Genomic DNA, 14,919 nt, shown 5'->3' with positions numbered 1-14,919 from the left:
GGGAGACAAAAAAGGCGTTAGATCAAACGCCTTCATACCATTTTTCTTGAAACTGACCTTTTTGACATTCAAAAGCGCAATTAAAAATCATTTCTTGCACTTTTTCACTAATATCCTCGAAACGCACACCCACTAAGAAATCTTTTTCACCTACTTTTTCCCACAAAGCGCGACCTTGAGCTTGAATTGAAATTCCATCGGATAACTCAATGGTCATGAAAAGTTTTTCCTGGGGCTGAATCTTTTCGTATGTTCTCAGACAAACACCCGTATTACTAATATCTCTGCTGACGCCTTCGTGAAAATTAATACCACTTTCATGTTTATAGGTGACCTTGTTTGAAACTTCCCAGCGAGGAAAATAACGATTGTCGTCGTCGAGACGACACTTATCTTGCTTTGAATCCATAAGATAAATCCTTTGTGAATAAAATTTATATAAGATAATAAGAAAAAAGCCACGCAACCGTTGCCGGTTTCCGTGGCTAGATTAAATATACCATATTAATTTTTACTTTACAAGACTCATAAAATATATTTTTGTTTCCCGTGTTTCCTTGACAGCATTAACCAAAAGTGCTAGAAAATAAAGGATTAAGAAAATAACATATTTAAAATCATTTTATAAAAACAAAAGAGGTCCTGAGTGAAAAAGAAAATCTATTATCATGACACGGATGCAGGAGGAGTCGTTTACTATGGAACATATTTAAATTATCTTGAAGAAGCCCGAACAGAATTTTTAGAAGACTTAGGGTTAAGCGTATCCGAATTCCAAAAACAAGGCTACATGTATGCTGTCCGCAACTGCACCATTTCTTACAAAAGTCCTGCACGTTATGGTGAAACGCTTATTTGCACTGCCTCTCTGAAGAAAATGACAGCTGCTCAACTCATTTTTGACCAACAGGTTACAGAAGAAAAATCTGGGCGCCTTATAGTCATATCGGAAATCACGCTTGTCTGCCTAACAACAGACTTTAAACCAAGCCAAATCCCTGAAAATCTCCGGCAAGTTCTTGAGCCAAAGATTAAAAACGTCTAAAAATAATCTATATTTATCTCATTTTATCAATTATATTTTCTAGTTTTATCTTGTCACAAATTCTCTTTGATGATAATATACATATCTTCATATATAAATTTTTATTAATAGGATACAGTTATGGTCAGCAAAAAAGATGTTCAGTACATTTCGCACCTTTCAAGAATCTATACGGATGATCAAGAGGCAGAAGCACTTGCAAAAAATCTAGAAGATATCTTGACCTACATTGAGAAACTAAAAAAACTTGATATCACCAATGTTAAGCCAACAAGCCATGTTTTGCCTTTAAAAAACGTTTTTAGAGATGATATTTTGAGAAAATCACTTGGACAACAAGCGGCAATAAAAATTGCTGTTGAAAGTGAAAATGGCTCTTTTAAGGTTCCTCAGGTGATCGAATGAAGCTAAACGAACTCACCGCGCATAAAATTATAAGTTTAATTAAAGAAAAAAAAGAAACGGCCGAATCTGTTTTTTTAGCCGTAAAACAAGCAATTGATGCCTTTGACAAAAGAATCAATGCATACGCTCATATTTCAGAAAAACCAATTAAATCAGAAAGCTCTACTAAAGAATTTCCTGTCCCAATCGCAATCAAAGATAATATCTGCATTAAAGATTATCCAACCACTTGCTCATCGCATATACTTGAAGGCTTTAGACCGCCATACAATGCAACTGTTGTTGATAAACTTTTAGAATCTGGCGCTCGTATAACCGGACATGCCAATATGGATGAATTTGCGTTTGGATCATCCACTGAAACATCTTTTTTTGGCCCAACACGAAATCCCTGGAATTTAGAATGTGTCCCTGGCGGATCAAGCGGTGGATCTGCAGCGTCTGTTGCGGCACACGAAGCGATTTGGGCCCTAGGATCTGACACCGGAGGATCGATTCGTCAACCAGCTTCTTTTTGTGGCATTGTTGGCCTTAAACCAACCTATGGGCGAGTTTCTCGCTATGGTCTTATCGCCTTTGCCTCTAGCCTTGATCAAATCGGCCCTTTGACTAAAGACGTTGAAGATTCAGCATTATTGTTAAATCTTATTGCTGGCCATGATGAGATGGACTCAACTTCCGCTAACTTGCCTGTTCCTGACTATACCAAAGCATTAACCGGTGACATCAAAAATCTTAAAATTGGAATTCCAAAAGAATACTTTGTTGAAGGCATTGATCCTGAAGTAAAAGAAAAAATTATAACAGCTATTGAGGTCTTAAAAAAGAAAGGTGCTCAATTTAAAGAAATTTCGTTGCCGCATACAGAATATGCCGTGGCCACATATTATATTTTAGCAACAGCAGAAGCCAGCTCTAATCTCGCACGCTTTGATGGCGCTCAATACGGATTACGTTGTTATCCAAAAGATAAGAGACGAACACCCATTATCGATATGTATGAAGAAACTCGAAACCAAGGCTTTGGACAAGAAGCCAAGAGACGCATTATGTTAGGAACGTATTCACTATCTTCTGGTTATTATGATGCCTATTATTTACGAGCACAAAAAGTAAGAACCCTAATCAAAAACGATTTTGATGAAGCCTTTAAAGAATTCGACGCTATCCTGACGCCAACATCTCCAACAACTGCATTTAAACTTGGAGAAAAAGCATCTGACCCGCTGTCCATGTATCTTTCAGATATTTATACGATTTCTGCAAATTTAGCAGGTATTCCAGCGCTTTCATTGCCTTGTGGATTTTCAAATGATGGACTTCCGATTGGTCTACAAATTATGACAAAACCATTTGATGAAGAAATGATTTTTCGCATTGCTCATACATATGAACAAAATACAGATTGGCACAAAAAGAAAGTCACGTTATGAAACAATACGAAACCGTGATAGGTCTTGAAGTTCATCTTCAGTTAAATACAAAAACAAAAATATTTTGCGGATGCTCAACTGAATTTGGGAAAAATCCAAATAGTCAAACCTGCCCGATCTGCTTAGGACTTCCGGGCACGCTACCGGTGCTAAATAAAAAAGTCCTCGAGTATGCCATGAAAATCGGCCTTGCCCTTAATTGTGAGATTAACTCGCTTGTTAAGTTTGATCGAAAAAATTACTATTATCCTGATCTTCCCAAAGCGTATCAAATTTCGCAATATGATTTTCCAATTGCACACACAGGATATCTGAATGTTAAAACAGGAAACGAAATTAAGAAAATCGGTATTACGCGTGCTCACATGGAAGAGGATGCCGGCAAACTTATTCATGATCCAAAAATTAAAAGCAGCCTCGTTGATTACAATCGAACAGGCACACCTTTGGTTGAAATTGTAAGCGAACCCGACATGCGATCCGCTCAAGAAGCTTATAATTACTTAACAACACTCAAACTTTGCCTGCAATATTTAGATGTTTCAGATTGTGACATGGAAAAAGGAAGCCTGCGTTGTGATGCCAACGTATCAATCCGAGAAAAAGGCCAAACAGAACTCGGAACAAAAACAGAGTTAAAAAATCTAAACTCTTTTAAAGCAGTTAAAAGTTCTCTGGAATTTGAAGTCGCTCGTCAAATCAAGCTTGTTGAATCAGGCGAACGTATCATTCAAGAAACAAGGCTATGGGATGAACACAAACAAATCACTGTCTCAATGCGCAGCAAAGAAGAGGCCCACGATTATCGCTATTTTCCAGAACCTGACCTTGTTCCATTTATGGTTGAAAAAGAAGAGGTCGAAAAAACAAAAAAAAATCTTCCAGAGTCACCATCAAAAAAACAAAATCGCTTCATTGCAAATTACGAATTGTCCGATTATGATGCCAACGTACTTGTTCAGGATAAAGAAATTGCTGATTTCTTTGAAGAATGCACAAAAAAATACAATTCACCAAAAAAAGTTTGCAACTGGGTTACGGGCGCACTTAAGCAAGAATTAAATACACGCAAAATCGATCTTTTAAAAGCAAAACTATCCTCAGATGATCTCATCGCCTTAATTGACAAAGTTGAAACAGGCGTATTAAGCAATTTAGCCGGTAAAGATGTTTTAAAAATCAAATTTGATACAGGAAAAACTATCGATCAAATTATTAATGATCACGGATTCGCGCAAGTTTCAGATGACGAGACTCTTGAAAAAGTTATCAAAGAAGTGATCGATGAAAATCCTTCAATAATCGAACAAATTAAATCTGGAAAAGAAAGCGCTGTTGGCTTTCTTGTAGGACAATCTATGAAAAAAACACAAGGAAAAGCAAACCCTAAAAAAATTGGTGAGATGATCAAAAGGAGAATCCTCAATGACTAAAAAAATTCTTATTATTATTATTTGTCTTTTTTCTGTTTTAACGCTAACGAAAATTGCAACATCTGAAATCGATAAAAAAGACACGCTACCCGACGATCTTTATTCTCAAATCGAACTTTTTAGCTATGCGCTAACAACTGTGCAAGCAGCTTACACGGAAGAACCATCCGCCAAAGAACTTATTTATGGATCATTAAAAGGAATGCTAAGCTCACTTGATCCACACAGTCAATTCTTGACACCTGAAGATTTTAAAGATCTAAAGACCGAAACAGAAGGCAAATTTGGAGGACTCGGCATTGAAATTTCAATCCGAGATAACCTTTTGACAGTAATCACTCCCCTAGAAGGAACGCCAGCTTGGAAGGCTGGTGTCAAAGCCAAAGATAAAATTGTAAAAATTGATACAGAATCAACAAAAGATATTACCTTAAGCGAAGCTGTTAAAAAATTGAGAGGCAGTCCGGGCACAAAAATTGACATAACCATATTTCGTGAAAGCGAAGGAAAAATTCTTGATTTTACAATTACACGCGAGTTAATTCATATTCAAGATGTTAAAGATGTTATGATCCTTGATGACACAATTGGATATATTCGTCTAACAGAATTTCGTGAAGATTCCTACAAAGAATTTAAGAAAGCTCTCAATACCCTTAAGAGCAAAAATGCCGATAGCCTTATTTTAGATTTACGCAACAATCCTGGCGGTCTTCTTAATGTTGCAATCGATATTACAGAAGAATTTCTTCCTGAAGGACAAATTATTGTCATAACAAAATCCAGAAACCCATCCCAAAATAGCGTTGAAAAATCAAAAAACTCAAATGGAGAATTTATTAATTGGCCAATTGCTGTTTTGATAAACGAAGGAAGCGCTTCAGCAAGCGAAATTCTAGCCGGCGCACTCAAAGACAATAAAAGAGGAGTTATCATTGGAACGCAGTCCTTTGGAAAAGGCTCTGTACAATCCGTAATTCCTCTGCCAGATGGGGCAGGTCTCAAATTAACAACAAGCAAATACTTTACACCTTCAGATATTTCAATTCATGGAATCGGCATCACGCCTGATATTATCGTTGAATACGAATCAATCAACGTGTCGAAAAATGATGAGAGCGAAGATGCCGCCAAAAAGATTTTTGATGATGTTGAAAATGGCGACAAAGAATTAGATGTAAACGCAATCAAAGACCAAAAAGCTAAAAAACGTTTATTAGCGGATGATCAAGTAAAGTCGGCTATAAGCGTTCTAAAAGGAATAAAAGTTTACCGCAAAGAGCTTTAGAATGAATGAAAAGCAACGAAACCTTTTAGCAATCGCTTCATGCGCCTTCCTTATCATTTCATCTTTAGGAGGTTTATTTTACATTTATCTTAATAAGCCTTTTGAAAAGCACAGACCTGTCATTCGAAAAATGTTTGGAAGACCTGACACAGGACGCATTGCAATCATTATTGACGATTGGGGATATAATAAAAACTGCGATTTCTTAAAAAACATCGACATTCCTATTGCCATCTCTGTTTTGCCGAATCTTCCTTATAGTAAACTTTCGGCGCAATGCGCTCACGAAAATAACAAAGAAGTCATGCTTCATCTTCCTCTAGAGCCACATAAATTTACTGAAGTCTATCCACCAAATTATATCATCACGACCAACATGGACGCAAAAAAAATAGAGCAAACAATTGATGATTATCTAGAGTCTGTGCCTTACGCCGAGGGGATCAATAATCACATGGGATCAAAGGCCGTTCAAGATAAAGCCTTTATGAAAATCATTCTTCGTTATCTTAAAAATAAAAAATTATTTTTTGTTGATAGTCGAGTAACTTCAGACTCAATCTGTAAGGAAGCAGCCGCTGAAGTACGAATTCCTTTTGCACAACGCGACGTCTTTTTAGACAATCTTTCAAATGAAGAATACATTAGAAATCAAATCAAAAAACTTGCCAATATTGCCAAAAAACAAGGTTATGCCATTGGCATTGCCCATAATCGACCTTCAACACTTAAAGTTATTCAAGAGCAAAGTCAAAAACTCAAAGAACAAGGGTTTGAATTTGTTACCGTAAAAACACTTACTGGCTATTAATAAAATGAAAATTTTAGGCATAGAAACATCCTGCGATGAAACATCCGTATCCGTTGTTAAAAACGGACAGTTAATCCTGTCGAACGTTATTGCGACAAGCTTAAAAGATCACCAAAAATACGGTGGTATCATCCCGGAAATCGCTTCACGTAAACAATTAGAGCTTATTAATACGGTAACACACCGGGCTTTGGAAACAGCAAGAGTTCCATTAAAACAAATCGATGCGATTGCGGTTACATCAAACCCAGGCCTAATTGGCTCACTTCTAGTAGGCATTTCCTTTGCGCAATCTCTATCCTATGCTTTAAAAAAGCCGCTTGTTGAAGTCAACCATATCACAGCACATCTTTATGCAAATTTCTTAAGAAAAATAAAACAAGAAAATAAGATAAAAGAGCTTCCTAGGCTCCCGGCAATTGGTCTTGTTGTCTCTGGTGGACATTCGAGCATTTTTCATATAAAGAACTTTGAAAATTTTTTACTATTGGGCCAAACACGCGACGATGCGGCAGGTGAAGCATACGATAAAGTTGCACGAATTCTCAAGCTAGGATATCCTGGTGGACCTGTTATTGATCGAATTTCAAAAAAAGGAATAAATAAAAAAATTCACTTTCCTTGTGCAAATCTATCCAATAGTTTTGATTTTAGTTTTAGCGGTATTAAGACCTCAGTCTATTACCATGTCAAAAAACAAAAAGAATTAAGCTCTTCAGGTATTCAAGAAATTGCATACGCATTTCAAAAAAGCGTCGTTGGAGCACTTGTTAAGAAAACAATTCTGGCCTGCGAATCAAAACATATTAAAACCCTTGTCGTCGGAGGAGGCGTTGCCGCTAACTCAGAACTTCGAAAAGAACTTCATTCTCAGGCAAAAAAGAAAAATATCAATGTCTTTTTTCCTGATATTGACTTATGCATGGATAACGCCGCGATGATTGCAGGACTTGGGTATCACCTAATAAAAAAATAGAGGAGGCCACTTAAGTGATTGAACAAATTCTTTCTCAAGCAGGTAACGTATTATTTAAAATTCTTTTAACCATTCTATTATCTAGCATCATCGGCATTGAGCGATTCATTCGCCACAAAGGGGCCGGCTTAAGAACACACATTTTAATTGGCGTTGGATCAGCACTCCTCGTATTGACTTCATTTCATCTTTTTGATATATATAAGGAAGCAAATATCGTTGACCCAACGCGAATTATTGCTGGAATCGTAACTGGCGTTGGATTTTTATGCGCTGGAACAATTATTCGCGGTGGCACTGAAATCACCGGGCTGACAACCGCAGCTAGTATGTGGGTGGTTTCCGGAATTGGCATGGCGGTTGCCGCAGGACAATACGGAGCTGCCGTTATAGTAACATTTGTTGTTTTTTTAACATTGATTGGACTTCGTTCTATTGAAAAAAAGATTGAAAAAATATTTCGGCCCTAAAATCGGAGGAAAAAATGGCTATTCGGGATAAACGAAACAAAAAAGATGATGAACAAAAAGCTATTGAAATAAACGCAGAAATGCAAGGAACGCTTTCTTTTACAGATCCTGTCAATTTAAGAATTAATGGAAACTTTCAGGGAACGCTTCAAACAAAAGGAACATTGACCATTGGAGAAAATGCCAATGTTGATGCACGTATCACAGGAGAAAGTATTATTGTTGCTGGAAAAGTCAAGGGAGACGTCACTGCCAAAACGATGCTTGTTCTTATGCCCGGCTCAGAACTAGAAGGCAACATCTCAACACCAAAATTAAACATTGTTGAAGGTGCCATTTTTCAAGGAAAATGCCAAATGCTTAGCGAAAGCTTAACGATTGATGAAGTCTCTAACTATCTCGATATTGATATTCAATCTGTTGTTGAAATGGCAAATGCTGGTAACATTCCAGCCATCCGTGACGGAGAAAATTGGAGATTTGAACGAGCAAAAGTAGATCGATGGATTACACTCGAAAAAGCTAAAGGGTAAAAATGTCTGATCAATTTATTTCTGTTAGAGAAGCAGGGCAGCTACTAGGGGTTTCTGAAAAAAAGATTATGGAACTTTCCGATGAGGAAAAACTTAAAGTCTATCGAATCGCTGGGCAATTTATTCGCTTTAAGAAAAGTGACGTGCTTGCCATAAAGAATGCAGGATCAATTATTGCTGAAAATACTCACTATGAATACACCCCAACAGAACGCATCCAAGACTTTTTTTATTTTAATGATTTTTATCTAATTTCAATTGGTGTTGTCTTTTTCTTTTTATATATCATTTTTCGCAATTCATAAATTATCTTTTCGAGAAAACTCTTGATATTTTACTCTCTTTACCGTAGAATGCATTTTTTACGGCGGCGTAGCTCAGCCTGATAGAGCACTCGGCTCATACCCGATTTGTCACTGGTTTAAATCCAGTCGCCGCCACCATTTCTTCAAATAATCAAGATCAATTTCTTCGAAACGCTTGCTAGATTTTCAAGTTCCAGTATAATAAACAAATAAGGTTATTTTTAATGCATATTTATATATTTTTATTACTAATTTATTTTGTCACTAGTCCTTTGTCCACAACTGTCCTTGCCAAAAACAATTCGGACAAAACACTCGCTAGCTCTGAAGAGCTTGAAATCTGGCGCTTAAAAAAGCAAAATCTTTCTAAAGAAAGTCGAAAAGACTTGGATCGTGCTATTGAAAAATACGATGAAATAAAAGAAAAAGAAAAAAATGCGAATAAAGAATTAGTGCAATCTAAAAATCAACTAGCCGATTTTAATCTTTCAAGAAAAGATGAAATTTCTAAAGAAACTGAAAAATTAGAACAAAGAATTAAAAGAGCACAAAAAAAAGTAGATTTCTGCAAGAAAAACCTTGAGAACGCTGAAAATAAGCTCAATGAAAGCAAGAAAAACTTTGATTTTGAAATAACGAAATTTAAAGATAAACTTCAAAACAAAGAAGAAAAATTAAAAAAAGAAATTACGCAAAAAGAAAAAAAATACGAAAAATCCAAAGAAAATACAAAAAAAGCCAAAAAAGAATTTGATGAAGTTAAAGTCTTTTTATCAAAATGATACGAATAAGATTTATTAAATTATTATTTTTATTCCTTTTCATATGCTCCGCAACACAAGCTGCGAATGCCGAAAAGAAATCAAACTCTTTGTTCTTAAGCCTTTCCTCAGAAAATAAAAAAGCAACCGTCGAAGAAATCACAAACCCAGGATTAATTCTTTTAACCGATAAAAGACGTATCAAACTTATAGGTTTAAAACCAGTCGATCCACCTAAACGAAAAAAGCTAAACTATAATGAATTTAATATTCTTATTGAAGAAAAAGAAAACCCTACTATTGAAACTGAAGAAAAAGCTTATGAGTATGCAAATGATCTCTTAAAAGGAAAGCAAGTCAAAATAGAGTTCGATAGAGAATATCGAGACAAGCAAGGTCATCTTCTAGGATATATTTTTCTTGCAGATGGAACGCTGGTTAACGCTGAAATCTTACGTCAAGGATTCGCTGATCTTAGCATCACTCCTCCAAATACAAAATACGAAACTGAGCTAAGAGAAGCCTATCTTGAAGCAAGAAAAGAAAAGCGAGGGATCCAAGGAGATTAGGCATGCTGTCCTATTCCAAGCTTAACTTATCTTAATTTTATTGCTTGCCATGAATCCTAAATATCGCTTTACGTATTAAAAAATTAATCACTAAATGAGAACATTCTTAAAAGAACTTAAAACATTTTCACATGATAATAATCTTTTTGCATCTGGCGAAAAAATTATTGTTGGTGTCTCCGGTGGACCAGATTCCGTTGCTCTTCTACATGGGCTTTATGCGTTACGTCACGATTTTAGCATTAACCTGCATGTAGCGCATCTTAATCATGGAATCAGAAAAGAAGCAGTCCGCGACCAGACGTTCGTTGAACAGCTTTGCGACCAACTCAAAATCCCTTGCACTTCTAAAAAAATCTGCTTAAAGAAAAAAGCTCAATCTCTTGAAGAAGCTGCTCGAGAAGAACGTTTTCGCTTTCTTATCAAAGTCGCAAAAACACACAAAGCAAAAACAATCGCACTAGGCCACACAAAAGATGATCTTGCTGAAACAATTTTAATGAGATTATTACGTGGCACAGGCCTATCTGGCATGCGAAGTATTTTACCAAAACGAGAAATCTATCAAATGGCCTTTATCCGGCCGATGCTGACTTTGAGCCGAATAAATGTTGTTCATTTTCTTAAAGAAAATAATATAAAATTTTGTACCGATTTAACAAATCGTAGTAAGATTTTTACACGCAACAAAATTCGCATGGATCTTATTCCATTACTGGAAAAAGAATACAACCCTAATATTAAGGACGTTTTGGCGCATCTTTCTATTCAAGCGGCCACTGATTATGATTTTCTTAAATCTGAAGCAGAAACTATTTTCTTGAAAATTTCAAATCATCCAAAACAATCGAGAAATATTTCTCTAGATCTAAAAAAACTTGCCCAACACCATCCTGCAATACAAAGAATTGTCATTAGACTCGCGATTCAGCATCTAAGTGGCAACATGAAAGCGCTGACTTTTTCCCATATCAAAGAGATAGAATGCCTTATAAACAATCGTCCAAGTAAATCGATTGTTCATTTACCCAAATCTATCGCAATTCAAAAAAAAGAATTAGTTCTTATTTTTTCTCAAAAAAAGAAAATAAGATAAGCCTTAGGGAAACCTTGATAAAATCCTAAAAGCCGTTATAATAGCTCTAACCTAGATTTGGAAACAAAGCCAAGGATATAATAGAACTTTTCATAATATAGATATATAAAGGGGTTTTGCATGCAAAAAAAATTAAAATTACCAAAAAAGAATTCCAAAGAAAATCAAAAAAAGCGTCCGCCGAATAGCAATTTCTGGCTCTGGCTAGGGCTAATTTTCGTTCTTATTGTTTTATCAAGCCAATCAAATTTTAGCAATGCCCATGTACCGCAAGAAATATCGTATAGTGAATTTTACAGCATTCTCCAAGAAAATAAACAAACATCGAAAATTCGTTCTTTAGAAATGACTGACAACCAAATTGATGGAACATTTTCAGATGATTCAAAATTTAAAGTTATTCTTCCTCTAGATGATGAAGTTATTTTAGGCCTTATCCGAAAAAATGTTTCTGACTTTAAAGTTCTCAGGCCAAACACACTATGGTCAAGTCTATTTTTTTCCTTGGGACCAATTTTAATTTTAATTTTATTCTTTTGGTTTTTATCCAATCGTGGCGCTCAAATGGGAAACAAGTTATGGTCTTTTGGTAAGTCTCGAGCAAAAATAAACGATGGAAAGAATAAAAAGATTACCTTCGATGATGCCGCTGGCGTTGAGGAAGCGAAAGAAGAGCTACAAGAGGTTATTCAATTTCTAAAAGATCCTAAGCGATTTGAAAAACTCGGTGGGAAAATTCCGAAAGGCGTTCTTTTAGTTGGAAGGCCCGGCACAGGAAAAACACTTCTTGCCAAAGCTGTCGCAGGAGAAGCCGATGTTCCTTTTTTTTCTTTAAGCGGTTCAGACTTCGTTGAAATGTTTGTTGGCGTAGGCGCTTCACGTGTTCGCGATCTTTTTGAACAAGCACGCAAAGCATCAAAAGCATCAGGCAAAGGGTGCATTATTTTTATCGATGAGATTGATGCGGTTGGCCGCCTACGCTTCTCTGGAATAGGGGGAGGAAACGATGAGCGCGAACAAACACTAAACGCCTTACTTGTTGAAATGGATGGATTCGATACACACGGTGGTCTTATCGTCATGGCAGCAACCAATCGGCCCGACACACTCGATCCAGCACTTTTAAGACCAGGACGCTTTGATCGCCAGATCGTTGTTTCTCTTCCGGATATTCTAGGACGTGAAGCTATTTTAAAAGTGCACACAAAAAATATAAAACTTTCAAAGAATGTTGACTTTAAAAAAATCGCTCAGCAAACCGTTTATTTTTCTGGCGCAGACTTAGCCAACGCTTGCAATGAAGCAGCTCTGTTGGCTGCCCGAAAAAATAAAGATTCTGTTGAGCAAGAGGAAATGCAAGAAGCGATTGAACGCGTCACAATGGGACCAGAAAAAAAGAGCCACATTGTCTCAAAAAAAGAAAAAGAAATAACAGCCTATCATGAAGCAGGTCATGCACTTTTATCTCTGCTAGTTAATGGGGCTGATCCTTTCACAAAAGTTTCCATTATTCCTCGAGGAATGGCAGGGGGATACACAATCACACCTCCAATGGAAGACAAGCATAATTGGGGCAAAAAAGAGCTTATCGCAAAAATTATTGTCGCCCTTGGCGGACGAGCGGCAGAAGAAATCTTCTTGGATGACATTACAACCGGTGCGCAAAATGATCTTATGCAAGCAACTTCAATTTCACGCGCAATGATTTGCGAATACGGAATGAGCGAAACAATTGGCACATTAACCCTCGGAAATCATCATGGACAAGTTTTTCTCGGTCGAGATATGATGGAGCAAAAAAATTATAGCGAAGATACTGCAAAAGCCATTGATACAGAAATTCGGCTAATGATAGATTCTGCCTATCAAGAAGCAAAAAAAATATTATCCGATAACAAAGAAAATGTTATTTCTTTGGTTGCCAAACTAAAAGAAAAAGAAATCCTTGATGTCGATGACGCCAAAATACTCCTTGGTATGAACACAGAAAAGACTGAAACAAATCCAGAAATACCAGTCAATTCTAGTAACAACAACTTAAAAACCAATGACGCCTAAGACAAAAAACCCTTCTAGGCGCACACGAAATAAATTTGTTGTGCGCGCCAAGAATTTACATCTTGTCCTTGGGCAAGAAACAAAAATTATGGGCATCGTCAATGCGACGCCCGATTCTTTCAGCGCAGACGGCTTATTAAATAAAAAACCAAACCGCGCAGTATCCTATGCTTTAAAATTAATCAAAGATGGCGCTGATATTATTGATATTGGCGGCGAATCTACTCGTCCTGGCGCAAAAAAAATTAGTATAAAAGAGGAATTATTGCGCGTAATTCCAATCATTGAGACTTTATCTAAAAAAACAAATATCCCGATTTCGATCGACACTTACAAGCCTGAAATCGCACAAGCAGCCTTAGAAGCAGGCGCAAGCATTGTTAACAATGTCATGGGATCAAAACTAACAAAATCTATGCTAAAGGTTATAAAAGAAAACGACGCCGCTATTATACTCATGCATATTCGAGGGACGCCGAGAACAATGCAAAAACGCATTTCATATAAAAATCTCGTCCAAGAAATAGTCTTGGACCTAAAGAAATCAATTGAAAAATGCTTGGAAATTGGAATAAAATCAGATAGAATAATAGTAGATCCAGGAATTGGGTTCGGCAAAACGGTAGAGGATAATTTAGAAATCATTCAGCGTCTATCTGAATTTAAAGCCCTCAAAAAAACCATTTTAATCGGGACGTCTCGAAAATCTTTCATCGGGAAAACTCTTAAAAAAGATGTTTCCGATCGCCTAATGGGTAGTGCTGCATCCGTGAGTGCGTCTATTCTGAATGGTGCACACATTGTTCGCGTCCACGATGTTAAACAAATGCGTGAAGTCGCCGACTTAACAGACGCTATTATTAATGTAAAAAACAATCGAGCAAAATAATGCTAACAATCCTTACAATTTGGTCACTCGTCAAGCCTATTGTTGAAATTTTTGTCTTATGGGTTGTTTTCTATCAGATTCTTGTTTTTTTTGAAGGAACACGCGCTTTTCAAGTTCTTAAAGGCCTCATCTATCTTTTGATCGCCTTTCTCATTTCTCAACTATTAGGTTTGACCACCTTAAACTGGCTTTTAAAAAACTTTTTTGCAATATCGATTCTTGCTGTCTTAATTATTTTTCAACAAGAATTACGGCAGGGGCTTGCACGCTTAGGTCAGCAACATCTTTTTAATATAAGTCTAGAAGAGTCAGAAGTCATCGCCCTTATTGAAAAAATTACAACAGCTGTCTACAAACTAGCTCAAAGAAAAATCGGCTGCATTATCGCCATCGAAAAAGAAACCAAACTTAAAACTTTCATCGATAGCGGAGTTTCTATAGATGGGAAAGTTTCATCAGAACTTTTACAAAGTATTTTTGTCCCAACGTCACCACTTCACGATGGTGGTGTTATTATTCGAAACGAACGAATTTTAGCGGCTGCTTGTCTTTTTCCGCTATCTGAGAATTCCAATTTAAGTAAAATCATTGGAACGAGACATCGTGCCGCTTTAGGCGTCACAGAACAAACTGACGCCATTGGCGTTATTGCATCAGAAGAAACAGGTGACATTTCTATTGTTGCAGATGGACGATTTATTCCTGTTGTCAACAAAGAACGATTTGCTAGTATTTTAAAAAATTTATTATTAGGACATAAGAAATAAAATGAAAAAGTGGCTGACACACAACCTAGCTCTAAAACTCATTGCTTTAGGCTTAGCCATTATCACATGGCTTTATGTCA

Annotated in this window: 17 protein-coding genes and 1 tRNA gene; 17 read left to right on the top strand and 1 reads right to left on the bottom strand. The window is 36.6% G+C overall.

The window, feature by feature from the left end; genetic code table 11:
* Positions 1–22: 22 nt before the first annotated feature.
* The gene (locus PHY73_04440; protein ID MDD3374952.1) at positions 23–409 is read right to left on the bottom strand and encodes a PilZ domain-containing protein; all 387 of its coding nucleotides are present in this window, start codon (positions 407–409) and stop codon (positions 23–25) included.
* Between the two features lie 237 nt (positions 410–646).
* On the opposite strand from PHY73_04440, the gene PHY73_04435 reads away from it, so the two are divergent.
* The 17 genes from PHY73_04435 to cdaA all read left to right on the top strand — a co-directional run bounded on the left by PHY73_04435 (position 647) and on the right by cdaA (position 14,839).
* Positions 647–1,045, top strand: coding sequence for a YbgC/FadM family acyl-CoA thioesterase (locus tag PHY73_04435; GenBank protein MDD3374951.1), 399 nt, complete (start codon positions 647–649; stop codon positions 1,043–1,045).
* Positions 1,046–1,165: 120 nt separating this feature from the next.
* A complete protein-coding gene (gatC, locus tag PHY73_04430) occupies positions 1,166–1,450 on the top strand; it encodes an Asp-tRNA(Asn)/Glu-tRNA(Gln) amidotransferase subunit GatC (protein ID MDD3374950.1) in 285 nt (94 codons plus the stop codon).
* Positions 1,447–2,883: an Asp-tRNA(Asn)/Glu-tRNA(Gln) amidotransferase subunit GatA gene (gene gatA / locus PHY73_04425; protein ID MDD3374949.1), complete on the top strand. Its 1,437-nt coding sequence runs from the start codon at positions 1,447–1,449 to the stop codon at positions 2,881–2,883. Before gatC ends, gatA begins: the two co-directional genes overlap by 4 nt.
* Entirely contained in the window at positions 2,880–4,316 is a 1,437-nt protein-coding gene (gene gatB, locus PHY73_04420; GenBank protein MDD3374948.1) for an Asp-tRNA(Asn)/Glu-tRNA(Gln) amidotransferase subunit GatB, read from the top strand. Before gatA ends, gatB begins: the two co-directional genes overlap by 4 nt.
* Entirely contained in the window at positions 4,309–5,604 is a 1,296-nt protein-coding gene (locus tag PHY73_04415; protein MDD3374947.1) for a S41 family peptidase, read from the top strand. Before gatB ends, PHY73_04415 begins: the two co-directional genes overlap by 8 nt.
* Position 5,605: 1 nt before the next feature.
* Positions 5,606–6,415, top strand: coding sequence for a divergent polysaccharide deacetylase family protein (locus PHY73_04410; protein ID MDD3374946.1), 810 nt, complete (start codon positions 5,606–5,608; stop codon positions 6,413–6,415).
* Positions 6,416–6,419: 4 nt separating this feature from the next.
* A complete protein-coding gene (tsaD, locus tag PHY73_04405; GenBank protein MDD3374945.1) occupies positions 6,420–7,391 on the top strand; it encodes a tRNA (adenosine(37)-N6)-threonylcarbamoyltransferase complex transferase subunit TsaD in 972 nt (323 codons plus the stop codon).
* Positions 7,392–7,405: 14 nt separating this feature from the next.
* Entirely contained in the window at positions 7,406–7,861 is a 456-nt protein-coding gene (locus PHY73_04400) for an MgtC/SapB family protein (protein ID MDD3374944.1), read from the top strand.
* 14 nt (positions 7,862–7,875) lie between these two features.
* Entirely contained in the window at positions 7,876–8,394 is a 519-nt protein-coding gene (locus tag PHY73_04395) for a polymer-forming cytoskeletal protein (GenBank protein MDD3374943.1), read from the top strand.
* Between the two features lie 2 nt (positions 8,395–8,396).
* Positions 8,397–8,699: a helix-turn-helix domain-containing protein gene (locus tag PHY73_04390; protein MDD3374942.1), complete on the top strand. Its 303-nt coding sequence runs from the start codon at positions 8,397–8,399 to the stop codon at positions 8,697–8,699.
* Between the two features lie 61 nt (positions 8,700–8,760).
* Positions 8,761–8,837 (top strand) — tRNA-Met (locus PHY73_04385).
* 86 nt (positions 8,838–8,923) lie between these two features.
* Entirely contained in the window at positions 8,924–9,481 is a 558-nt protein-coding gene (locus tag PHY73_04380) for a hypothetical protein (GenBank protein ID MDD3374941.1), read from the top strand.
* Positions 9,478–10,029, top strand: a complete 552-nt coding sequence (locus PHY73_04375) for a thermonuclease family protein (GenBank protein ID MDD3374940.1) — start codon at positions 9,478–9,480, stop codon at positions 10,027–10,029. The genes PHY73_04380 and PHY73_04375 overlap by 4 nt, the downstream gene beginning before the upstream one ends.
* A gap of 94 nt (positions 10,030–10,123) precedes the next feature.
* Entirely contained in the window at positions 10,124–11,125 is a 1,002-nt protein-coding gene (gene tilS / locus PHY73_04370; GenBank protein ID MDD3374939.1) for a tRNA lysidine(34) synthetase TilS, read from the top strand.
* A gap of 120 nt (positions 11,126–11,245) precedes the next feature.
* Positions 11,246–13,183: an ATP-dependent zinc metalloprotease FtsH gene (ftsH, locus tag PHY73_04365; protein MDD3374938.1), complete on the top strand. Its 1,938-nt coding sequence runs from the start codon at positions 11,246–11,248 to the stop codon at positions 13,181–13,183.
* Complete coding sequence (folP, locus tag PHY73_04360; GenBank protein MDD3374937.1) at positions 13,173–14,072, top strand: dihydropteroate synthase; 900 nt, start codon at positions 13,173–13,175, stop codon at positions 14,070–14,072. The genes ftsH and folP overlap by 11 nt, the downstream gene beginning before the upstream one ends.
* Positions 14,072–14,839, top strand: a complete 768-nt coding sequence (gene cdaA, locus PHY73_04355) for a diadenylate cyclase CdaA (protein ID MDD3374936.1) — start codon at positions 14,072–14,074, stop codon at positions 14,837–14,839. The genes folP and cdaA overlap by 1 nt, the downstream gene beginning before the upstream one ends.
* Positions 14,840–14,919: the final 80 nt, after the last annotated feature.

The organism is Candidatus Omnitrophota bacterium (genome assembly GCA_028693815.1).
Taxonomy (GTDB): Bacteria; Omnitrophota; Gorgyraeia; order Zapsychrales; family Aceulaceae; genus Aceula.
Note: the sequence above shows the minus strand (reverse complement) of the source record. Positions and strands in the feature narration are given on the sequence as shown.